24 protein-coding genes and 1 pseudogene are annotated in these 21420 nt (G+C 64.7%); 10 read left to right on the top strand and 15 right to left on the bottom strand.

The genetic code is table 11. The features are described 5' to 3' along the window. Window positions 1–121: 121 nt before the first annotated feature. Window positions 122–505: pseudogene (locus tag Q0D44_RS11705) on the top strand (TetR/AcrR family transcriptional regulator); the annotation flags it as partial. 10 nt (window positions 506–515) lie between these two features. Here the strand turns inward: Q0D44_RS11705 and Q0D44_RS11700 are convergent. From Q0D44_RS11700 to Q0D44_RS11690, 3 genes are read right to left on the bottom strand one after another with little or no spacing between them, the layout of a single operon-like run. Further along, entirely contained in the window at window positions 516–1202 is a 687-nt protein-coding gene (locus Q0D44_RS11700) for a pentapeptide repeat-containing protein (protein ID WP_294136783.1), read from the bottom strand. A gap of 15 nt (window positions 1203–1217) precedes the next feature. Next, window positions 1218–1811: a methionine biosynthesis protein MetW gene (gene metW / locus Q0D44_RS11695; protein WP_294136772.1), complete on the bottom strand. Its 594-nt coding sequence runs from the start codon at window positions 1809–1811 to the stop codon at window positions 1218–1220. Continuing rightward, a complete protein-coding gene (locus Q0D44_RS11690; protein ID WP_294136771.1) occupies window positions 1808–2944 on the bottom strand; it encodes a homoserine O-acetyltransferase in 1137 nt (378 codons plus the stop codon). The genes metW and Q0D44_RS11690 overlap by 4 nt, the downstream gene beginning before the upstream one ends. A gap of 88 nt (window positions 2945–3032) precedes the next feature. Between Q0D44_RS11690 and hisC the strand changes: the two genes are divergently transcribed. Together hisC and Q0D44_RS11680 are read left to right on the top strand one after the other, a co-directional pair. Next, entirely contained in the window at window positions 3033–4142 is a 1110-nt protein-coding gene (hisC, locus tag Q0D44_RS11685; protein ID WP_294136770.1) for a histidinol-phosphate transaminase, read from the top strand. A 4-nt stretch (window positions 4143–4146) separates the two neighbouring features. Further along, window positions 4147–5052: a prephenate/arogenate dehydrogenase family protein gene (locus Q0D44_RS11680; RefSeq protein ID WP_294136769.1), complete on the top strand. Its 906-nt coding sequence runs from the start codon at window positions 4147–4149 to the stop codon at window positions 5050–5052. Window positions 5053–5098: 46 nt separating this feature from the next. Here the strand turns inward: Q0D44_RS11680 and Q0D44_RS11675 are convergent, their stop codons facing one another. From Q0D44_RS11675 to ftsE, 4 genes are read right to left on the bottom strand one after another with little or no spacing between them, the layout of a single operon-like run. Beyond that, window positions 5099–5794, bottom strand: a complete 696-nt coding sequence (locus tag Q0D44_RS11675; RefSeq protein ID WP_294136768.1) for a lysophospholipid acyltransferase family protein — start codon at window positions 5792–5794, stop codon at window positions 5099–5101. A 15-nt stretch (window positions 5795–5809) separates the two neighbouring features. Continuing rightward, on the bottom strand, window positions 5810–6340 hold the full coding sequence (locus Q0D44_RS11670; RefSeq protein ID WP_294136767.1) for a YdcF family protein: 531 nt from the start codon (window positions 6338–6340) through the stop codon (window positions 5810–5812). Continuing rightward, window positions 6337–7242 (bottom strand): cell division protein, encoded by a 906-nt coding sequence (locus Q0D44_RS11665; RefSeq protein WP_294136782.1) that lies wholly within the window; start codon window positions 7240–7242, stop codon window positions 6337–6339. The genes Q0D44_RS11670 and Q0D44_RS11665 overlap by 4 nt, the downstream gene beginning before the upstream one ends. Next, window positions 7242–7952, bottom strand: a complete 711-nt coding sequence (gene ftsE / locus Q0D44_RS11660; RefSeq protein WP_217674179.1) for a cell division ATP-binding protein FtsE — start codon at window positions 7950–7952, stop codon at window positions 7242–7244. The genes Q0D44_RS11665 and ftsE overlap by 1 nt, the downstream gene beginning before the upstream one ends. Window positions 7953–8121: 169 nt before the next feature. Between ftsE and Q0D44_RS11655 the strand changes: the two genes are divergently transcribed. Beyond that, on the top strand, window positions 8122–8931 hold the full coding sequence (locus Q0D44_RS11655) for a zinc-ribbon domain-containing protein (protein ID WP_294136766.1): 810 nt from the start codon (window positions 8122–8124) through the stop codon (window positions 8929–8931). A gap of 134 nt (window positions 8932–9065) precedes the next feature. Here Q0D44_RS11655 and Q0D44_RS11650 read toward each other — a convergent pair whose 3' ends face one another. Continuing rightward, window positions 9066–9971, bottom strand: a complete 906-nt coding sequence (locus Q0D44_RS11650; RefSeq protein WP_294136765.1) for a pirin family protein — start codon at window positions 9969–9971, stop codon at window positions 9066–9068. Further along, on the bottom strand, window positions 9971–10258 hold the full coding sequence (locus Q0D44_RS11645) for a BolA family protein (RefSeq protein WP_294136764.1): 288 nt from the start codon (window positions 10256–10258) through the stop codon (window positions 9971–9973). Before Q0D44_RS11645 ends, Q0D44_RS11650 begins: the two co-directional genes overlap by 1 nt. A 44-nt stretch (window positions 10259–10302) precedes the next feature. On the opposite strand from Q0D44_RS11645, the gene Q0D44_RS11640 reads away from it, so the two are divergent. From Q0D44_RS11640 to Q0D44_RS11620, 5 genes are all read left to right on the top strand, one after another. Then, window positions 10303–10923, top strand: a complete 621-nt coding sequence (locus Q0D44_RS11640) for a J domain-containing protein (protein ID WP_294136763.1) — start codon at window positions 10303–10305, stop codon at window positions 10921–10923. Between the two features lie 188 nt (window positions 10924–11111). Continuing rightward, complete coding sequence (locus Q0D44_RS11635) at window positions 11112–12404, top strand: Hsp70 family protein (RefSeq protein WP_294136762.1); 1293 nt, start codon at window positions 11112–11114, stop codon at window positions 12402–12404. A 177-nt stretch (window positions 12405–12581) separates the two neighbouring features. Further along, a complete protein-coding gene (gene cobS, locus Q0D44_RS11630; protein ID WP_217674173.1) occupies window positions 12582–13589 on the top strand; it encodes a cobaltochelatase subunit CobS in 1008 nt (335 codons plus the stop codon). A 41-nt stretch (window positions 13590–13630) separates the two neighbouring features. Next, entirely contained in the window at window positions 13631–15457 is a 1827-nt protein-coding gene (gene cobT / locus Q0D44_RS11625; RefSeq protein WP_294136761.1) for a cobaltochelatase subunit CobT, read from the top strand. 129 nt (window positions 15458–15586) lie between these two features. Next, window positions 15587–16057, top strand: a complete 471-nt coding sequence (locus Q0D44_RS11620; protein ID WP_294136760.1) for a GreA/GreB family elongation factor — start codon at window positions 15587–15589, stop codon at window positions 16055–16057. Between the two features lie 86 nt (window positions 16058–16143). Here the strand turns inward: Q0D44_RS11620 and Q0D44_RS11615 are convergent, their stop codons facing one another. The 3 genes from Q0D44_RS11615 to Q0D44_RS11605 all read right to left on the bottom strand — a co-directional run bounded on the left by Q0D44_RS11615 (window position 16144) and on the right by Q0D44_RS11605 (window position 17647). Next, window positions 16144–16635 carry a DNA starvation/stationary phase protection protein gene (locus Q0D44_RS11615; RefSeq protein ID WP_217674170.1) on the bottom strand — a complete coding sequence of 164 codons (492 nt, stop codon included), beginning with the start codon at window positions 16633–16635 and terminating at the stop codon, window positions 16144–16146. A gap of 102 nt (window positions 16636–16737) precedes the next feature. Next, window positions 16738–17304, bottom strand: a complete 567-nt coding sequence (locus Q0D44_RS11610) for a TMEM165/GDT1 family protein (protein WP_294136759.1) — start codon at window positions 17302–17304, stop codon at window positions 16738–16740. Between the two features lie 13 nt (window positions 17305–17317). Continuing rightward, on the bottom strand, window positions 17318–17647 hold the full coding sequence (locus Q0D44_RS11605) for a hypothetical protein (protein WP_294136758.1): 330 nt from the start codon (window positions 17645–17647) through the stop codon (window positions 17318–17320). Between the two features lie 198 nt (window positions 17648–17845). Here Q0D44_RS11605 and rpmG point away from each other — a divergent pair, with 198 nt between their 5' ends. Then, window positions 17846–18013: a 50S ribosomal protein L33 gene (gene rpmG, locus Q0D44_RS11600; RefSeq protein WP_006959016.1), complete on the top strand. Its 168-nt coding sequence runs from the start codon at window positions 17846–17848 to the stop codon at window positions 18011–18013. 193 nt (window positions 18014–18206) lie between these two features. On the opposite strand, the gene maiA is transcribed toward rpmG, so the two are convergent. From maiA to hmgA, 3 genes are read right to left on the bottom strand one after another with little or no spacing between them, the layout of a single operon-like run. Next, window positions 18207–18833, bottom strand: coding sequence for a maleylacetoacetate isomerase (gene maiA / locus Q0D44_RS11595; RefSeq protein WP_294136757.1), 627 nt, complete (start codon window positions 18831–18833; stop codon window positions 18207–18209). A 9-nt stretch (window positions 18834–18842) separates the two neighbouring features. Further along, window positions 18843–20144, bottom strand: a complete 1302-nt coding sequence (gene fahA, locus Q0D44_RS11590; protein ID WP_294136752.1) for a fumarylacetoacetase — start codon at window positions 20142–20144, stop codon at window positions 18843–18845. After that, window positions 20141–21412 carry a homogentisate 1,2-dioxygenase gene (hmgA, locus tag Q0D44_RS11585; RefSeq protein ID WP_294136750.1) on the bottom strand — a complete coding sequence of 424 codons (1272 nt, stop codon included), beginning with the start codon at window positions 21410–21412 and terminating at the stop codon, window positions 20141–20143. Before hmgA ends, fahA begins: the two co-directional genes overlap by 4 nt. Window positions 21413–21420 lie beyond the last annotated feature (8 nt).

The following is a 21420-nucleotide window of genomic DNA, read 5'->3' as shown; positions in this document are numbered from 1 at the left end:
GGCTCCGCTGCGCGGCCCCCAGTCGCGCAAGGAATAGTCCGTGAGGGTGATCTCCTGTAGGGAGCATTTACGTGAGGCAATGGCTATGCCGCTCGGGAACATCGCTTAATGAGGCAACACGCAGGTGCGCGACTATGTGTCACCCCGCATCGCAACGGCGCGCGACGGCATCGACGCCGAAAGAATCGGCCTGCTGAGCTTTCTGGAGTTCGCCCGGTCACACAAGGAAATCTACCGCATCATCGACGAATCGGAATTTGTCGATGCCGCCGCCTACCGTGCCCATTATGAAAATACCGCCGCCCGCATGACGACCCGCCTGGCCAAAGCCGCAGAGCGCGGCGACGTGCGCGCCGATGTGGAGGAGGTCCACGCCTGGGCGATTATGGGCATGAACGTGTTTCTGGGGCTGCGCTATGGCGTCTGGGACGACAGCCGCCCGGCCGACGAAATCGCCGCCATCGCCAACGCCCTGATCGAAAAGGGGATCGGAGCGCGGGGATGAGGCGCCCGTCCTAGCGGACGTTCAGCCCCAGTTCGCCCAGCAGTTGCCCTGCCTGGCTGCGCGAAATGGTCGCGCCCCGGAACAGCCCTGCATCGACCAGCCGCAGCCCGCCAAGATCGGCCGACCGCAAGTCCGCGCCGTCAAAGCGCGATCCGGCCATATTGGCGTCGCGCAGGCTGCAATCCTCGAAAACCGTGTGGCGAAAATCGCATTTGCGTAGATCCGCCTGCGAGAAATCGACCCTCGTCATCACCTGCTTGCGAAACGAGAAACCCGGCAGTTTCGCGTTGATCAGCAGCGTTTCAACAAAGGACAGGTCGATACCCCTGGCGTCGGTGAAATCCGCGCCCGTCAGCTTGGCGTTGTTGAACGTCGCCGACATCAGCACCGCCCGCCGAAAGCTGCTATTGTTGAAATCGCAGGCAGTCACCTGCGCCTCACTCACGTCCGCGCCGGTAAAATTGGCAAAGGGCGCGCGGCACGATGTCCATATGGTCCGGTCCAGCCTTGCGCCGGTCAGATCCGCCTTGCGCAGCGCGCATCGCTCGAACGTCCATCCCGACAGGGTCAGGCCGGACAGGTCGGCTTCCTCCAACTGACAGTCGACCAGCCGGCGCGGTCCTGCCCGCAACGCTTCGACATTCTCCCGTGACAGCGTCCGCCCTGCAATCGCCGTTTCGGAAAACAGATCATCCATCACCCGGTCACCCGCCTATTTCCGCAGCAAAAACACCGCATGTTCGGCGAACAGATTGGCGTTGGCGTGGGTGGTTTCCTTGTCGCCTTTCAGGAACCATTGCCCGTCGATGGTCCAGCCGCGATCCTTCACCAGCGCGCGGAAATCGTCCACCGTCACATGATGGATGTTGAGCGTGTCATACCAGGTGTCGGGCAACAGCCGCGTCACTGGCATCCGCCCACCCCACAGCAGCGAAATCCGCCCGCGCCAATGGGCGAAATTGGGGAAGGACACGAAGGCCTGCCTGCCGATCCGTAGCAATTCCTCCACCACCAGGTCGGGCCGCCGCGTCGTCTGGAGCGTCTGGCTCAATATCGCATAGTCGAAGCTGGCGTCGGGATAATAGCGCAGGTCCGTGTCCGCGTCCCCCTGCACCACCGACAGGCCACGCCCCACCGCGCCCGCAACGTTCGATCCGTCAATCTCCAGCCCGCGCGCATCGACGCCGGCATTGTCGCGCAGCGCCGCCATCAGCGCGCCGTCGCCACAGCCTACGTCCAGCACCCGCGCACCCTGCCGCACCGTGCGCGCGATCAGCGCCAGATCGGGCCGCAACTGCTCGCTCACGCCCGCCCGCCCTTCAGGAAGCCGTCAACGACGCGGTTCAATTCAGGACATTCCAGCAAAAAGGCGTCATGGCCGAACGGGCTGGAGAGTTCGACGAAACTCGCCTGCGCACCCCCGGCGTTGAGCGCATGGACGATGATCCGCGATTCCGCCGTCGGATAGAGCCAGTCGGTATCGAAACTGACGAGGCAGAAGCGCGCCTGGCTGGCGGTAAAAGCCCTGGCCAGCGACCCGCCATGATCCTCGGCAATGTCATAATAGTCCATGGCGCGGGTGATGTAGAGGTAGCTGTTCGCATCGAACCGCTCGACAAAGCTAAGCCCCTGATGACGCAAATAGCTTTCCACCTGGAAATCCGCGTCGAAGCCGAACGTCTTGGCGTCGCGTCCCTGCAAGCGCCGTCCGAATTTCTCGGTCAGCCCCGCTTCGGACAGATAGGTGATGTGCGCCGCCATCCGCGCGACCGCCAGGCCCGCGCTCGGCACTTGCCCGTCGGCATAATAATCCCCCCCGCGCCAGTGCGGATCGGCCATGATCGCCTGCCGACCAACCTCATGAAAGGCGATATTCTGAGCGCTGTGCCGCGCGGTGGACGCAATGACGACACAGCTTTCCACCCGGTCGGGAAACAAAGTCGGCCAAGTGAGCGCCTGCATCCCGCCCATCGACCCGCCGATCACCGCCGACAGCCGATTGACCCCCAGATGGTCGAGCAGCATCGCCTGCGCCCGCACCATGTCGGCAATGGTCAGCACCGGAAAGCGCATGGCAAAGGGCGCACCGGTCGCCGCGTCCAGGCTGGCCGGGCCACTCGATCCCATGCAGCTGCCGATAACATTGGCGCAGACGATGAAATGGCGCGCCGGATCGACCGGCTTCCCCTCGCCCACCAGCCGCCACCACCAGCCGGGCTTGCCCGTCACCGGATGGTCCGACGCGACATATTGATCGCCGGTCAGCGCATGGCAGATCAGGATCGCGTTGGACCGGTCAGCGTTCAGCGTGCCATAGGTTTCATAGGCGATATCGACCGGCCCCAGCGCCGCGCCGCTATCCAGCGGCAAAGGCCCGGCAAGCCGAACCTGTCGGCGCAGGCCGAAACGGCTGTCATCTGTCATAGAGAGGCTGGCCATGGTCGCGCCGGGCTAGGACCACGGTGGAGCGCTGTCAATCTGGACTGCCGCTTTGCCTTTGGCGCGGAAGCCGCTAAAGCGCGTCGCCATGACAGAGACACTTGCAAAACCCGCTCCCAAGGACTGGATTCTCGGCATTTCGCCCTATGTGCCGGGCAAGTCCGCGACCGATGATGGCCGCCCGCTGATCAAGCTGTCGGCCAATGAAAATCCGCTGGGCACCGGTGCCGCCGCGCGCGCCGCGCTGGTCGCCGCCACCGCCGACCTCGCCACCTATCCCGATCCGGGCGCGACCAGGCTGCGCGAGGCGATCGGCGCGGTGCATGGGCTGGACCCGGCGCAGATCATCTACGGCACCGGATCGGACGAACTGCTGCATATCGCGGCCAGCGCCTATGCCGGGCCGGGCGATGAAGTGCTGTATGTGCGCTATGGCTTTGCCGTTTACGACATCGCCGCACGCCGCGTCGGCGCGACCCCGGTGATCGCGCCGGACAAGGACTATGCGACCGACGTGGACGCGCTGCTGGCCGCCGTGACCGAGAAAACCAAGGTCGTGTTCCTCGCCAACCCCAACAACCCGACCGGCACGATGACCAGCCGGGAGGAGATTGCCCGGCTGCACGCGGGCCTGCGCCCCGACATATTGTTCGTGCTGGATCAGGCCTATGCCGAATATCTGGACGCTGACGAGGATGATGGTGGCCTCGAACTGGCCAGGACCGCCAACAATGTTTTCGTCACCCGCACATTCTCCAAAATTTACGGGCTGGCGGCGGAGCGGATCGGCTGGGGCTATGCCAGCGCGGAGGTGATCGACATTCTCCACCGCATCCGCGCGCCGTTCAACGTCACGACCGCAGGCCAGGCCGCCGCGATCGCCGCGATCAATGACAGCGCCTGGGTCGAATCGAGCCGCACCCATAATGCGCGCTGGCGCGAATGGCTGGCGGGCGAAATCGGTGCGCTGTCCAACCACGGCCTGCGCGTGGTGCCGAGCAAGACCAATTTCCTGCTGATCCTGTTCGAGGGCAAGCTGACCGCCGAAGCCGCGATGAAGGGATTGTGGGAAGAAGGCTATGCCACCCGCTGGCTGCCAGGCCAAGGCCTGCCCAACGGCCTGCGCATCACCATCGGCACCAAGGCGCAGACCCGCGCCGTCGCCAACACATTGCGCGCTATGGCGGAATCGGCCTGACGCGATGCTGCCTTTCGCCCGCATCACCATCATCGGCCTTGGCCTGATCGGCTCCTCTCTCGCCCGCGCCATCCGGGCGGAGATGCCGACCGTGCGGGTCACCGGCCATGATGCCGATCCGGCGGTGCGGGACACCGCGCGGCGGATCGACCTGTGCGACGACATTGCCGACACGGCGGGGGCTTCGGTCACCGACGCCGATCTGGTGGTGCTGTGCGTGCCGGTGCGGGCGATGGGCGCCGCGGCGGCGGAACTGGCCGACGATCTGCCCGCCGACGCGATCATCAGCGATGTCGGATCATGCAAGGTGGATGTGCTGGCGCAACTGGTCGCAGCGCTCCCCGGACGCACGATCATCCCGGCGCATCCGGTGGCAGGCACGGAGAATAGCGGGCCGGAAGCGGGCTTTGCCACATTGTTCAAGGGCCGCTGGTGCATCGTGACGCCTCCCGCCGATGCCGATCCGGTGGCGGTCGAGCGCGTCACAGAACTGTGGCGCCGGGTCGGCGCGGACGTGGAGACGATGGACCCGGCGCATCATGATCTGGTGCTGGCGGTGACCAGCCATTTGCCGCATCTGATCGCCTACACCATCGTCGGAACGGCCAGCGATCTGGAAAATGTGACACAATCGGAAGTCATCAAATATTCCGCCGGCGGCTTTCGCGATTTCACCCGCATCGCGGCGTCGGACCCGACCATGTGGCGCGACGTGTTCCTGGCCAACAAGGATGCGGTGCTGGAAATGCTCCAGCGTTTTTCGGAGGATCTGTCAGCGCTCCAGCGGGCGATCCGCTGGAATGATGGCGACGCGCTGTTCAACCTGTTCACCCACACCCGCGCCATCCGCCGATCGATCATAGAACAGGGTCAGGACGACGCCAAGCCGGATTTTGGCCGGGCGCATTAGGGTGCGATGATTTTATCTTGGGATTTCAACCTAAAGTCATCAGAGTCTATGCCTTTGGGTTCAGCGCGTTGATCGCGGCATGGACCCGCACTTCCGCCTCGCGCCGGTCCAGCCCGGCGGGGACGATCTCGCCAACCTTGTACGTGATGACGCCCGCTTTTTTGAGGAAACTGCCCTTGGGCGATACCAGCCCGCTGTTGAGCGCAATCGGCACCACGGGCAGCCCAAGCAGCGCATAGAGGCCGGCAAAGCCCGACCGTAACGGCGGCGCTTCGCCATGGGGAACGCGGGTGCCTTCGGGAAAAATGCAGACCGCCCTTCCGGCTTCATTGGCTTCCTTGGCGCGGGTCCGCAACGTCCGCATCGCACTCGCCCCGGCCGTGCGTTCGATCGGGATCAAGCCGTAACGGTCGGCAATGGTCCCCCATAGCGGAATATCGAACAGCTCCCGCTTGGCGGCGATGACCGGTCGGTCGAACACGCACAGCATGTCGATCGTTTCGAACATCGATTCATGCTTGACGATATAGAGATAGGGACCAAGCGGCAGATCGCCCTCTATCACCACCTTCTGCCCCAGCAGCCAGCGGGCGCAATAGCGGTGGAACCAGCCCCAGACCGTCGACACACGTTGCACGGTGGGCGGCGAAAAACTGCTGGATATCAACGCGGCCAGCACCAGCAGCAGGCTGCCGGGATAGAAGATGAGCGAAAAGACGACGGAGCGCAGCAAGGTGATCATCGGAGCGCTATGCCATCAAATGCCAAGAAGTGCAGCGGCCCGGCGCAGCAGATATTTATTATATTCGCGCGCCAGCATCGTCAGGCTAGGCCGACTGGGCACCGCATCATAGACGATCGCCACCCGGCCGGGCAGCGCCTGTCGCAATTCCAGCGCGGCGCGGCGCATGTGCCAGTCGGTGGTGATCAGCCGCACGGTCTTGTAATCGCGCCGTTCCAGCCAGCGCGCGGTTTCAATCGCGTTGGACCGTGTGTCGATCGCTTCGCGGCCCAATGTGATGCAGCAGGTGAACAAGGCTTCGGGCGTCTGATATTGCGCCGCCAGTTCGCCCGGACGGACCGACCGGTCGACGCCGGAAATCAGCATCCGCTTGGCCGCGCCGCCCTGCAACAGGGCAATGCCCCGGTCGATCCGCCCCGCGCCGCCGGTCAGCACGACGATCGCGTCGGTCTGCCGCCCGTCTAGCGGCTGGGGCAGGAAGATCGCAAACCAGACAAAGCCCAGCATCCAGCCCAACAGCGAGACGGCGAGCAGCCGGACGATCACAGCGCCCGCCCCAGCGCCCGCAACACCGTCCAGCGCGCCGCCAGCGTCGCCAACATGACGCCTGCCACCGGCAGCAACGCCAGCACCGCCCAACTGATCGAGGGCAGGCGCACCGCGCCGAGCAGTTCCGATCCGGTTGCCGAGAGGCGCAGGCCGATCAGCAGGATGACGAAGGCAGCAAAGGCAAAACCCAGCGCGCTGCCCAGCATCGCGTCGAGGCCAATGCGGCGCTGGAACAGCCGGGCAATCTGGACATCGGTGGACCCCATCAGGTGCAGCACCTCGATAGTGCCGCGATGACTATCATGCGCGCCGCGCGCCGCCAGCACCACGACCGCGCCGGTCGCCAGCGTCATGAGCAGCACGACCCCGGCGGCCAGCCAGCCGAGCGCCGACAGCAAACCGGCCAGCGGCAGCAGGAAGGCGGCATGGGGTTCGATCCGCAAGGCGGGCGACAGCCCGCCGAGCAGGCGGCGCAACCGCGCGACCTTTGCATCGACATCGCCGGGCGTCAGCGTCACGTCGATCAAAGCGGGCAACGGCAGGTCGCCGCTGGTCGCTTCCTCGCCCAGCCAAGGGCGAATCTGGTCGGCCAGCAGTGCGGGATCGACTGCGGCGGCGGCCTGCACCCCGTCCGCACCACGCAAGGCGGTCAGCGCCCGCGCCGCCAGCTGGTCGCGCTGTTGCGGGTTGGCTTCGACCACCTGCACGCTCGCCCGTCCGGCAAGGTCCGCGCTCATCGACTGGACGGCAGCCCCTAACCCCAACCCGGCGGCGGCGGCCAGCACGGTCAGGAACATCATGATCGCGATGATCCACAGCATCGGCCCCGCCACGCGGCCACCGGGCAGCAGGCGATGGCGCGCGGCGGCGGCGGCACGGCGATCCGCGCGCGACACCATCACTCGCTGCCCTGCTGGCGCGGCGGATAGCGCAGCGATCCGGTCGGGTCGGCCAACCGTCCCTTGTCCAGCCGCATCATCTGCGCGCCCGACACCTGCGCGATCAGCGGCAGATCGTGGGTGGCAACGACGATGGTGGTGCCAAGGCGATTGAGCGCCTCGAACAGGGTCATCAGGCGACGGGCCATATCCGCGTCGACGTTGCCGGTCGGTTCGTCCGCCACCAAAATTTCGGGCCGCCCGATCACCGCGCGGGCGATGGCGACGCGCTGCTGCTCCCCGCCCGACAAGGTCGCGGGCCGCGCCTGCCCGCGGTCGCCCAGCCCGACCCAGTTGAGCATCTCGGTAACGGGGGCGTCAATCTCCCCCTCCTCCATGCCAGCCACGCGAAGCGGCAGGGCGATATTATCATAGGCGGACAGATGCGGGACCAGCCGGAAATCCTGAAACACCACGCCGATGCGGCGGCGAAAGCCGGGCAGGCGTTTGCGCGGCAGGGTCACGACATCTTCGCCGAACAGGCGGATGACGCCCCGGCTGGGGCGCTGGGCAAGGTAGAGCAATTTGAGCAACGATGTCTTGCCCGCCCCTGATGCGCCGGTCAGGAAATAGAAGCCGCCGCCTGCCAGCGTGAAACTGACGTCGGACAGCGTTTCACTGTCTAGACCATAGCGCAGGCCGACATTCTCGAACTGGACGATGGCCGACATGTCTTGAAATATGGCGCTCGCGCGCTCCCTGTTCCCCGGAACCACAGCCATGGCACAGCGGGCAGGCAGCCGTAAAGCCCGGCCCGCATCTGACCGCGAGTCGCGACGGAATGACGTCAACACAAGTTGACCGCTTGCGCGCGAGTCCCTGCCATGCCTATGAAGCAACATGATCCTGGTGTGCCCCAATTGCGCGACGCGCTATGTCGTGCCGGACAGCGCCGTCGGTCCGGCCGGCCGCCAGGTCCGCTGTGCCGCGTGCAAGCATAGCTGGTTCCAGCAACCAGCCGCCCTGCCGCCGCGCGAGCGCGCGCCGGTCGAGGCGCCAGTGGTGGTGCCGCCGGTTGCGGCACCGGTCGAACCAGTCGCGCCGCCTGCGCCTGTCGCTGCACCGGAAGCCGCCGAAGCCGTGGCCTCTGTGCCGGAGGAAGTAGCGCCGGCCGTGGCACCACCGATCGCCGCGCCTGCGGACAATCGGATCGACGATATTTACGCCGGTGCGCCGGTCGATGCCGGGGAGGACAGCCAGTTCGCGCCCGCGCCGCCGTTCAGGCCGCGGCGCAATCCGGTCAAGCTGTGGACCTATGCCGCCATCGCCTTTGCCTTGGTCGTCGCGGCGGCGGGTGGAGCCTTCTATTATTTCGGTCCTCCCGGATGGGCGGTCAGCCTGGGGCTGGTGGCCGAAGAGGGCGATCCTGATCTGCTCTTCTATCTGTCCAAGCCGGCCGAACGGCGCAAGCTGCCGACGGGCGAGGAATATTTCGCGTTCGGCGCGCGGATCGTCAACAGCGGAACGCAGGCGCTGCCGGTGCCGCCGGTGCTGGTGCAGTTGCGCGACCAGCAGAACCGGCTGGTGTTCAGCTGGACCACCAAAGCGGACAAGAACCGCCTGAAGCCGGGCGAGGAAGCCTCGATTAATGAGAGCCGGATCGACATTCCCAAGAACGCCGAGAATCTGTCGCTGACCTTTGTGCAGTAGCTTCTGATTTTAGAGCCTGATGACTTCAGGTTGAAACTCCAGCCTCCGTTCGTTTCGAGCGAAGTCGAGAAACGGTCGCGCGCGGTTTCTCGACTTCGCTCGAAACGAACGGGTCAAGGTAAAGTCATCGTGCTCTAAGGATAGCTGACCGTCTTGGGCCTTCCCTGCGGGATCGGGATAAACTCCTGATCGTCGCCGGGGATCAGCGGGAAGCGCAGCGCGTCCCAATCTTCGCGCGCCTGCATCAGCCGGTCCTGGCGGGACGAGACGAAATTCCACCAGACATGGCGCGGCGTCTTGAAGGCTTCGCCGCCGCACAGGACGACGCGGCCCCCATCGACGCTCATCAATGTGGCGCTGGTGCCGGGGCGCAGGACGTAGAGCGTCTGCGGGGCCAGCATCATCCCGTCGAGCGCAGCGTCGCCGCCCGACACGTAAATCGCGCGTTCGTCGGTGGACGGGTCGATCGGCACGCGGCCACCGGGCGACAGCTGGATGTCGGCATAGATGGTGTCGGCATAGGTGGTGACGGGCGATCGTTCGCCCCAGAGCGATCCCATGATGACGCGGGCGCGCACCCCATGCGCCTCGATCACCGGCAGGCCGCCTTCGCCGACATGCTCGAACGCCGGGTCCATTTCCTCTTGGCGGTCGGGCAGCGCCAGCCAGGTCTGGATGGCGGACAGCTTGGAGAGCTTGGCGCGCTCCTCATCGGGCGATCGTTCGCTATGGACGATGCCCTTGCCCGCCGTCATCAGATTGACCGCGCCCGCCTCGACAATTTGCTCTGTCCCCAGCGAATCGCGGTGGAAGAAGGCGCCTTCATACATATAGGTGACGGTGGCGAGATTGATGTGCGGATGGGGGCGGACATCGATGCCCTGCCCCGCGCCGATCTTGGCTGGCCCCGCCTGATCGAAGAAGATGAACGGGCCGACCATCGTGCGTCCCTTGGCGGGCAGCGACCGGTGAACCTTGAAATCGCCCAGATCATGGGTGGTGGGCGTGATCGTCTGGATGATGAGATCGTCCATCGTCATCAGGCTTCTCCGGGTGCGCGCGCCTTGATGGCCAACGCATGGACCTTGTCGCGCAGCAGGTCGGCCAGCGCGGCATTGACCATGCGCTGGCGGGCGACGCGATTCTGGCCGGTGAAGCGATCCGACACGATGTCCACGGTGAAATGGCTTTCGCCAGAGCCATCATGCCCGGCATGGCCGCGATGCTTTTCGCTGTCGTCGATTACGGCGAGTTGTTGCGGGGTCAGGGCATTTTGCAGCCGCGTTTCGATTTCGGTGGCCACTGGGCCTTTCAGAATCTGGGTCATGCCGCCTATATAGTCGCTTTACCGCGACTTGCATCAGGACAGTTTTGTCGACCGACCCTTTCTCGACCCGCCGCTTCAACCGCTTTCATGGCCGGGTGGAGGGCGACCGCCCCTGCTGGGTGACCGGCTGCCCGGAAGCGGGCGAGTTCCGTGCGCCGCCGCTGGAGGGCAGCGCCCGCCCCGGTGATGAGGGGCCGCGCTGGCGCTGGTTGTGCCTGGACCATGTGCGCGAGTTCAATCAGGGCTATAATTTCTTCACCGGCATGTCGCCGGAGGAAATCGCCGCCGCCCAGCGCCCCTTTGCCGGGTGGGAGCGGGAGACGCGCGCTTTCTCCTCCAACGCGCACAGCCCGCCGCCCAAATGGTCGGATTTCTCCGACCCGCTCGACGCCATCGGGGCGAAGTTCAAGGAGCGGGTGGCCAAGGCACGGGCCGATGCGCAGATGCGGCAGGACGGGAAATTCCTGTCGGCCGAGGACCGCAAGGCGCTGCGCGTCATGGAGCTGGAGATCGACGCCGACCGCAAGGCGCTGCGCACTCGCTATACCCAGTTGCTGCGCCGCTATCACCCCGACCATAATGGCGGCGACCGCAGCCATGAAAGCGCGTTGCAGGCCGTGATCGAGGCCTATAGCCATTTGAAAAAGGCCGCGATTTTCGCTTAACTTCGCATATTTCCCGGCAAATGCGACATTTTCATGCGCAATTACGTAATTTCATTACGTTTCGTGTGTCGCGATCGACGATGGGAAAGAGCAGGTTCGAGCATGGCAGCATAGGACCGTGTAGGACAGCCTTGTCCTGATGCGGCGGCGATGCCATAGGGCGCGGCCCCCTTCCCCGGAGACAGATCATGCAGGACGTGCCGCGCGCGCTGGGCCTAGATTTCGGCACGACCAACAGCGTCGTCGCCATCGCCACAGGCCTGCAGTCCGATCTGGTCGAATTTGCCGGCAAGGAAGCGACCGGCGCGGTGTTCCGGTCGGCGCTCTGTTTCTGGCATGAGGAAGGCGTCAAGGGCGGGCTGGCGCATGAGGCGGGGCCGTGGGCGATCGCGGAATATATGGAATATCCAGAGGATAGCCGCTTCCTCCAGTCGTTCAAATCGGTCGCGGCCAGCCCGATCTTCGAGAGCGCCAATATACTCGAGAAGCGCTATCGCTTCGAGGAACTGGGGGCGATGTTCTTGAACTGCATGGTCGGCCATGCTGGCGGCGCACTGGACCAGAGGCCGGAGCGGATCATCGTCGGGCGGCCGGTAACCTATGCCGGGTCGCGGCCTGACGAGGCGCTGGCGCGCAAACGCTATGACGCGATGTTTGCCGGATTCGGCACCGACATCCATTATGTCTATGAACCGTTGGGCGCCGCGTTCAGCTATGCCAGCCGTTTGACCCAGGCCGCGACGATTTTGGTCGCAGATTTCGGCGGCGGCACCAGCGATTTTTCCATCGTGCGGGTGGAGGCACCGGGCGCAGCGCGGCGGGCGACGCCCTTGGGGTCGGCGGGTATCGGTATTGCGGGCGACCGGTTCGACTATCGGATCTTGGACCATCTGGTGCTGCCGATGTTGGGCAAGGGCGGCAGTTACCAGTCGTTCGGCAAGACGCTGGAGATACCGCGCAGCTATTTTGCCGACTTTGCCGACTGGTCGCGCCTCGCGCTGATGCGCAACCGGCGGACGATGGACGAGCTGGCGCGGTTGCAGAAGTCCGCCGATGAACCCGCCGCGATCGGGCGGATGATGACGGTGATCGAGAAGGAACTGGGCTATCCGCTCTATGATGCGGTGGGGAGCCTCAAGCGGGCGTTGTCGGCGCAGGAGAGCGCAGCGTTCCGCTTTGCCGGCGGCGGGCTGGAGATCGAAACGCAGGTGAGCCGTACAGATTTCGAGCGCTGGATCGCGCCCGATATCGCCCGGATCGAGGCAACAGTGGACAAGGCGCTGGCGACCGCGGGGGTGACGCCGGACGCCATCGACCGGGTGTTCCTGACCGGCGGATCGTCGCTGATCCCGGCGATACGGGGGATATTCGATGCACGTTTCGGGGCGGATCGGATTGCGACCGGGGGCGAACTCACATCGATCGCGCATGGGCTGGCACTGATCGGGCAGGAGGCCAATCTGGCCGAATGGGCCGCTTGATCCGGCGCATCCTTGCCCCCACTCTATCGACACGGCCGCGATGGATCGGCTAGAGCATTTTCGAGTTGGCCGGTAACGGACAACGGCTCGGAAAATGCGAAATCAAAAGCAAAGAGCATTTCCGCTCTTGTGGAAAGGCTCTACGGCTGGCGTGACTCGCAGGAAGATGATGACCCGATGACTGATATTTCCAACGTTCAGCCCGACACGCGCGCCGAAACGCTGATGGATGCCCCCGACCGGTTCGTGGACGCCCGCGATGTGTTCGGCATCGACGTCGACATGCAAATTCCCGCCTTCAGCGAAGCCGACGAGCGGGTGCCGGACCTGGACCCCGCTTATGTGTTCGACCCCGACACCACGCTGGCGATTCTGGCGGGCTTCGCGTTCAACCGCCGCGTCATGGTGCAGGGCTATCATGGCACCGGCAAGTCGAGCCATATCGAGCAGGTCGCCGCGCGCCTGAAGTGGCCATGCATCCGCATCAATCTGGACGCGCATATCAGCCGCATCGATCTGGTCGGACGCGACGCCATCGTCCTGAAAGACGGGCAGCAGGTTACCGAATTCAAGGAAGGCCTGCTCCCCTGGTCGTTGCAGCGGCCGGTCGCTCTGGTGTTCGACGAATATGATGCGGGCCGCCCCGACGTGATGTTCGTGATCCAGCGCGTGCTGGAAACGGACGGCAAGATGACGTTGCTCGACCAGAATCGCGTGATCCGCCCCAACCCCTATTTCCGCCTGTTCGCGACCGCCAATACGGTGGGTCTGGGCGATACGACCGGCCTGTATCATGGGACGCAGCAGATCAACCAGGGCCAGATGGACCGGTGGAATCTGGTCGTGGCGCTCAATTATCTGCCCGCCGCGACCGAGGCGCAGGTGGTGCTGGCCAAGTCCGGCGAATATGATCATGAGGGCGGCCGCAAGGAAGTCGAAAATATGATCAAGGTCGCCGAACTGACGCGGCAGGGCTTCATCAACGGCGATATTTCGACCGTCATGTCGCCCCGCACCGTGATCAGCTGGGCGCAAAATGCGCTGATCTTCAAAAATGTCGGCTTCGCGTTCCGCCTGTCCTTCCTCAACAAGTGCGATGAGGCGGAACGGGCGCTGGTTGCCGAATATTATCAGCGCGTGTTCGGCAAGGATCTGCCGGAGAGCGTGGTGGGGAAGGCGGGGTAAGTGGCGATCGCTGCTGATCCTGTCCGCATACAGGACGCCCGATGACCGAACGCTCCCCCCTCGATGCCTTCAAAGACGTGCTGTCGGGCGCGGCGCGGTCTATGGCGCGCGATGCTGAGGTGGAGGTGGGCTTTACCGCCGATGCGCCGCATCTGGCGGGCAAGGCGATCAAGGTGCCGACACCGGCGCGCACCCTGCCCGCCGATCAGGTGGCGCTGGCGCGGGGCTTTGCCGACGCCAATGCGCTGAAATTGCGGCATCATAGCGCGAAGATCCATGCAGCCTCCGCGCCGGGCGAGGCGGTGGCGCGGGCGGTGTTCGATGCGGTCGAACAGGCGCGGGTCGAGGCGATTGGCTCTAGGCAGATGGAGGGGGTGCGCGCCAACCTCAACCATGCGCTCGACCTGCGGCTGAAATCCGATGCGATCCGCCGGGCGCGGTCGGCGGACGAGGTGCCGCTGTCCACCGCGCTGGCGCTGAAAGTGCGCGAGCGGCTGACCGGACAGGCGATCCCGAAGGACGTCGCGGCGGGCGTCGCGATGGTGGAGCAGTGGATCGAGGACAAGGCCGGGCATGATCTGGACGCGCTCGCGCTGGCGATCGACGACCAGCGCGCCTTCCAGAAGCTGACCACCGCGATGCTGGAACATCTCCAGCTGATCGACGCCGATGTGCCGCCCGATACCGACGAACCCGAAGCCCAGGATGAGGGCGACGAGGATGAGGAGCAGTCGGAGGACGGCGATTCGGGGCAGGACGAGTCCGGCGGCAGCGACGTCAATGCCGAGGCCCGCGCCGAGGATCAGGGCGGCGACACCGAGGACGGCGAGACCGAATATAGCGACGAGTTCGACGCCGACAGCGATGCGGGCGCGGACGATATGGGCGAGGAAGGCATGATGCCGGTCCGCCCCAACCGGCCGATATCCGACCTGCCGCCGGGCTTTGACTATAAGGCCTATACGCTCAAGCATGACGAGATCGTCACCGCCGACGAGCTGTGCGATGAGGAGGAGCTGGTGCGGTTGCGCGGCTTCCTCGACCAGCAACTCGTCAGCCTGCAGGGGGCGGTGACGAAACTTGCCAACCGGCTGCAACGGCGGTTGATGGCGCAGCAATCACGCTCCTGGGATTTCGACCAGGATGAGGGGATGCTGGACGCGGCGCGGCTGGCGCGGGTCATCATCGACCCGACCCGGTCGCTGACCTACAAGATCGAACGCGATACCGAATTTCGCGACACGGTGGTGACGCTGCTGATCGACAATTCAGGGTCGATGCGCGGGCGACCGATCAGCATCGCGGCGATCAGCGCCGACATCATGGCGCGCACGCTGGAACGGTGCGGGGTCAAGACCGAGATTTTAGGCTTTACCACGCGGGCCTGGAAGGGCGGACAGGCGCGCGAGGAGTGGTTGGCCGCGGGGCGACCGCCGATGCCGGGGCGGCTCAACGACCTGCGCCATATCGTGTATAAGAAGGCCGACGAGCCGTGGCGGCGGGCGCGCAAGAATCTGGGCCTGATGATGCGCGAAGGGCTGCTGAAGGAAAATATCGACGGTGAGGCGCTGCTCTGGGCGCATAGCCGTTTGATCGCCCGCAATGAGGAGCGCCGCATATTGATGGTGATTTCCGACGGCGCGCCGGTGGATGACAGCACCCTGTCGGTGAACAGTGGTACCTATCTGGAGCGCCATTTGCGGCAGGTGATCGACTGGATCGAGAACCGGTCACCCGTGCAACTGGTCGCAATCGGCATCGGCCATGACGTGACCCGCTATTATAAGCGCGCGGTGACGATCATGGACGCCGAGCAATTGGGCGGGACGATGGTGGAGCAGCTCGCTGGCCTATTCGATGAAGATTGAGCTTCAAAAGCCGTTCGGGCTGAGCGAAGTCGAAGCCTGCCGCTGAGCGTAGCGAAGTGCCTTCACTTCGTTCTGGCTGCCCTTCGACTTCGCTCAGGGCGAACGGATATTTGTTTTTGGGAGAGCGCGATGAGTGTCGCCTTTCGTCGCGAGGGCGATGATGAGCATATGGAACCCAAGTTCGAGCTGCCGATCCCGGCGGGGCCGAACTGGGTGACGGCGCGGGGGTTGCGGCTGACGCGGGAGAAGGTCGGGGCGCTGGAGGCGGTCGATCTGAGCGGCATGACCGAAGAGGATCTCAAAAAACATAGCCGTGTGCTGCGCTACTGGCGGACGCGACTGGCGACGGCAGAATTGCGGCCGGTTGCGGCGGGGGATGTCGTGGCGTTCGGGTGCCGGGTTACCTATCGGCTGAATGGGCGGGACAAGACGGTCGGACTCGTCGGCGATGACGAGGCTGATCCGGCGGACGGGCGGATCAGTTTTTCCGCGCCGCTAGCGCGCGCGATGATGGATGCAGCGGTTGGCGAGACGGTCGATTTTGCCGGGAAGCCGGATGCGGTGGAGATCGTCGCAATCACTTTAATCGACGAAGAGTGAAGTAAAGTTCACGCGGAGACGCGGAGACGCGGAGGATTTGGTGAAACCTCTCTGCGTCTCCGCGTGAATCCATTTGCCTGCGGCGGCTATGCCCCCCGGCCAGCCTCGAACAGGAACCAGGCGCGCTGTTCGGCCTGGTCGGTCCAGTCGTCGACAATGCCTTCGGTGGCGTTGTCGCCTGCCTCGGTCGCCGCGGCCTTGACCGCGCGGAAGGATTCGACCAGCGCCAGATTGTCGTTGCGCAATTCCATCAGCATGTCGGCGGGGCTGACGAATTCGGCGTCATTGTCCTTGAGGCTCTGATGGCGGGAAATGTCGCCGATCGAGCGCAGGGTAACGTTGCCGGTCTTGCGCACGCGCTCGGCAATCAGGTCGGTGGTGGCAAGGATTTCGGCAGCCTGTTCATCGAACATCAGATGATAGTCGCGGAAATGCGGGCCGGACACATGCCAGTGGAAATTCTTGGTCTTGAGGTACAGCGCATAGCTGTCCGCCAGCACGCCGTTGAGCGCCTGCGCCACGGACTTGGTGGCGTTGCTTTTAAGGTCAGTAGGGGTCTTGAGATCGGCGGCGGTCATACATGTCCTCCTGGGCAGTGCAATATTGGTTTCGGACATATAATGATCGACAGCGCATAAGGTGCCACCGAAAAACGCGATCAGCCTGATGAAAGAAAGCGATCAGAAAAGCGCCAGCGCGGACAAGGCCATGACACTCCCCGCGATCAGCAGCAGCACGCCGCCACCCAGCCGGATCGCGCGGGTGGGCAGGACGGCGAAGAGCCGGTCATGCAGCAGCACGACCGGCACCGACGCCGCGATCACGCCGATCGCGCCGCCGACCGCCGCCAGCACCGGATTGCCGCTATGGGTGGTGATGCCCAGGATCAGGAATTGCGGGCCGTCCCCAAAGTCCAGGATGAAGAGGCCGAGCATCGTGGTGAGGAACGCGCCGGTCGGCCAGCCCGCCAGCGGATCGGGCGCAGTGACGGGCCAGAACATACCGATCCCCAGAAACAGGACGGAGAGCGAGAGGAACAGGAGGCGCGCGTCTGCGCCCAGCATCGGGCCGATCCATGCGCCCGCCGTGGCGGAAATGGCGGCGTTGGCGATGGCGGCGACGATGATGCCAGCGATCACCGCGCCGTTGCGCCGATAACGGGCGGCAAGCGCGAGGACGAGCAACTGGCTCTTGTCACCGATTTCGCCGAGCAGGCAGCCGAGCAGGGCAAGCAGCAGGGCGTCCATCGGCGGCGCTGGTTCAGGCGTGCAGGGTGGGACGTGCGGCGGCGGGCGGGCGGTGCGCGATGATCGGCACGATGTCGGCCACGGGCATGTCACTGGTGATCGCGTCGCGCATCAGGTCGAGATAGGACAGGACCACCGGGCCAAGGCCGTGGAGCGAGAGCGCCGATTCGAGCGTCCCGGCCAGTCCTTCGACCTCATCGAGGTGAAAGGCGCGGGCGATATGGCGAATCTGGTCGACTTCATCATGCAGCCTGGCGACCGACAGATGGCCGCGCTGCCCCGCCAGCCCGTCGACCCGTCGCATCAGGTCGGCCAATATCGCCAGCTTTGGATCATGTCGCATGGGAAAGCCCCTTCGCTGTCCTGTCGTCCCATTGGCATGATGCGCCTGTCTGGTTAAGACCGGGTAAACCGGCCAAAGTCGGCGCGCCAAACTTGACAGCGACGCGAATCTGCCCCATGGGCCACCGCTGAAACGGGGCGGTCCTGACATTTGGCGGGCCGCTCTTACTTTTTTATACTCACGTCCGGGGATAAGGCCATGGCCAAGCCAGCAACTGTCAAGATTCGCCTCGTCAGCACCGCTGACACCGGCTTCTTCTACGTCACCAAGAAGAACCCGCGCACCAAGACCGAGAAGCTGAGCTTCAGCAAATATGATCCGGTCGTGCGCAAGCATGTCGAGTTCAAGGAAGCCAAGATCAAGTAAGCCGCTACGGGGTTTGCGCCCCGCGCGCCTGATCGGTTTTCAGATAGCCAAAAGGCCCGTTCCAGTGGTGGAACGGGCCTTTTGCTGTTGGTTGGATTATCCAAGCCGGGATGATTATGACCTGCAAATCTCCTCGCAAATCCCCTGACCAGTTGAACGATGCATTGATCATCCATCCCACAATAGTCGTCCCCTATTCCGCGTCGGGCTGGCTTTCCGGCGCGGCGCGGGTGAAGGCGGGAAGTGCGAGGCAGGCCGCTTCGATCGCGGGGATGCGGCCATAGTCGAAGCGCGCGCCAAAGCGGCGGGCGTTGACCAGTTGGGGCACGAGGCAGATGTCGGCCAGCGTCACCTGATTGCCGAAACAATAGGGGCCGCTCTGTCCCGCGATCAGCGCCGCGCAAGCGGCCAGCCCATCCTCGATCGTCTCACGCGCCCAGCCCGTCACCTGCGCCTCGTCCAGCCCCAGCGCACGCAATCGCCGCAATATCTTCAGATTCTGCACCGGGTGAATGTCGCACGCGATCGCCAGCGCAAAGGCGCGCACCTGCGCCCGTGTGACCGGGTCGGCGGGCAGCAGTGGCGGTTCGGGATAGGCTTCATCGAGATAGTCGCAGATAGCGATGCTCTGGGTCAGCACGGCACCGTCCACCTCCAGCGCGGGGACCAGCCCCTGCGGATTGAGCGCGAGATAGGCGGGCGCGCGCTGTTCCCCCAGCCGCAGATGGTGGAAGGCGTCGGCATAAGCGAGGCCTTTGAGATTGAGCGCGATCCGCACGCGGTAGGAAGCGGTGGAGCGATAATAGCCGTGCAGGATCATGCCGTCCTCCTATCCCCGCGCCGGTAATATCTGCGCCCGGCACTCGCCAAAGCCTATGGACATAAACCCATCCGCCCGCGCCACTGCGCGCAACATGACCTCATCGCCATCGGCCAGAAAGGCGCGCGTTTCGCCGGTCGGCAGGGTCAGCGGTTCCTTGCCCCCCGCCGACAATTCCATCAGGCTACCGAAGCCCTCGCGCAGCGGCGCGGAAATGGTGCCGGTGCCAAGCAGATCGCCCGGCATCAGGTTGCAGCCATTGGACGCATGGTGGGTCACGATCTGCTGCACCGTCCAATACATGTTGCTGGCCGGACCATGGCTGAGCCGCATCGGCGCCATCCCCTCCGCGCGCATCGTCGCGCTGGTCAGATAGACCGCCAGCGTCAGCCCCAGCGCGCCATGCGCCTGATCGACGGGGTCGGCCAGATAGGGCAAGGGCGCGGGATCGCCGTCGGGCCGCGCGGGCTGGGCGATGCGGAACGGGGCCATGGCTTCGGCGGTGACGACCCAGGGCGAGATGGTGGAATGGAAATTCTTGGCCAGGAACGGCCCAAGCGGCTGATATTCCCATGCCTGGAAATCGCGCGCCGACCAGTCGTTGAGCAGGCAGAAGCCGGCAATATGCTCCGCCGCGTCGTGAATCCCTATCGGGCTGCCCAGATCATTGCCCGGCCCGACCCACACGCCCAGCTCCAGCTCATAATCGAGCCGCGCGGTGGGACCATAGACGGGCGCGTCGGCATCGGGTGCCTTGCGCTGGCCACAGGGTCGCACCAGCGCTTCACCCGACGGCCGGATCGAGGAGGCGCGGCCATGATAGCCGATCGGCACATATTTATAATTGGGCAGCAGCGGATTGTCCGGGCGGAACTGGCGACCGATATTATTGGCGTGATGGATGCCGACATAGAAGTCGCTATAATCGCCAATCTGCGCGGGCAGATGCAGCGTGCAATCGCCCGCGACATGGAGATGTGGAGTGACCGTCGCCCGCATCGCCGGGTCGGACAGCAAGGCGCTGATCGCACGGCGCAGGCTGCGGCGCATCACGCCCGGCAACGCCATCAGCGCGTTGAGCGTCGGGTGAAGCAGCGCCGCGTCCCGCGCGATCAGCCCTGCCTCCACGCAGGCCGCGAGATCGAGGATCATGTCGCCGATCGCGACCCCGATCCGCGCCTCAGCGCCGTTTGGCGAAAAGACGCCATAGGGCAGGTTCTGGATCGGAAAATCACCATGACCCTGCGCACTCTCGACCCAACTGGTCCGCGCCGGATCATGCGTCTCATCCGTCGTCCACCAGCGCGTCATGGCAGGCGGGCCTTGGGGAAGCCCTGCCAGCAGGCGTCATAATCAGCCTGTAGCAAAGCTGTTTCCATCGCCCAACGGGTCGGCCGGAACGGCATACGGCTCTCGATCATGAACGCCATCGTGTCTTTTATCCTGTGGGGCGACAGGGCAGCTTCCACCGCCTTGCGCCAGCTATCGACGTCCGGGCCATGGCCCGACATGCTGTTGTGCAGACTGCCGCCGCCCGGTGCGAAACCGCCCGCCTTGGCATCATATTGGCCGTGGATCAGGCCCATATATTCGCTCATCACATTGCGATGGAACCAGGGCGGGCGGAACGTATCCTCCGCCACCATCCAGCGCGGCGGGAAGATGACGAAATCGACATTGGCGGTGCCCGGCGTGTCGCTGGGGCTGGTCAGCACGGTGAAGATGGACGGATCGGGATGGTCATAACTGACCGTGCCGATCGTGTTGAAGCGGGTCAGGTCATAGCGGCAGGGCGTCAGATTGCCGTGCCAGGCGACGACATCGAACGGGCTGTGATCCTGCTGCGTCACCCAGAGCGTGCCGCCATATTTCTGCACGATCTGCGTCGGGCGCTCGACATCTTCATAGGCGGCAACCGGTGCCTCGAAATCGCGGGCATTGGCCAGGCCATTGGAGCCGATCGGTCCCAATTCAGGCAGGCGAAACAGCGCGCCATGATTTTCGCAGACATAGCCGCGCGCCGCGCCGTCCGGCAGCTCCACCCGAAACCGCACCCCGCGCGGGATCAGCGCAACCTGCAACGGCGCAACCTCCAGCACCCCCATTTCGGTAACGATGCGCAGGCGTCCCTGTTGCGGCAGGATCAGCATCTCGCCATCGGCGCTGAAAAAGGCGCGGTCCACCATCGACGCGCTGGCGGCATAGAGATGCACCGCGCAGCCCGTCCCTGCGCTTATGTCGCCATTGGACGCGACCGTGATCAGGCCATCGACGAAATCCACCCCTGCCCCGGCGGCTGGCAGCGGATTCCAGCGCAGTCGGTTGGGCGTATCGACCTGCCCCGATGCGATCAGCGTTTCGCACGCATAGGGCCGGAACGGCGGATGCCCGGCACTCGGCCGCATCCGGTATAGCCAGCTGCGCCGGTTGTCGTGACGCGGCGCGGTGAAGGCGGTGCCGGACAATTGCTCGGCATAGAGGCCGAACGGCACGCGCTGCGGCGAATTGCGCCCGACCGGCAACGCCCCGGCTACCGCCTCGCTTGCATGATGATTGCCCCAGCCGGGGAGGTAATGCATGTCGATCC

The organism is Sphingobium sp. (genome assembly GCA_023266575.1).
Taxonomy (GTDB): domain Bacteria; phylum Pseudomonadota; class Alphaproteobacteria; order Sphingomonadales; family Sphingomonadaceae; genus Sphingobium.
Note: the sequence above shows the minus strand (reverse complement) of the source record. Positions and strands in the feature narration are given on the sequence as shown.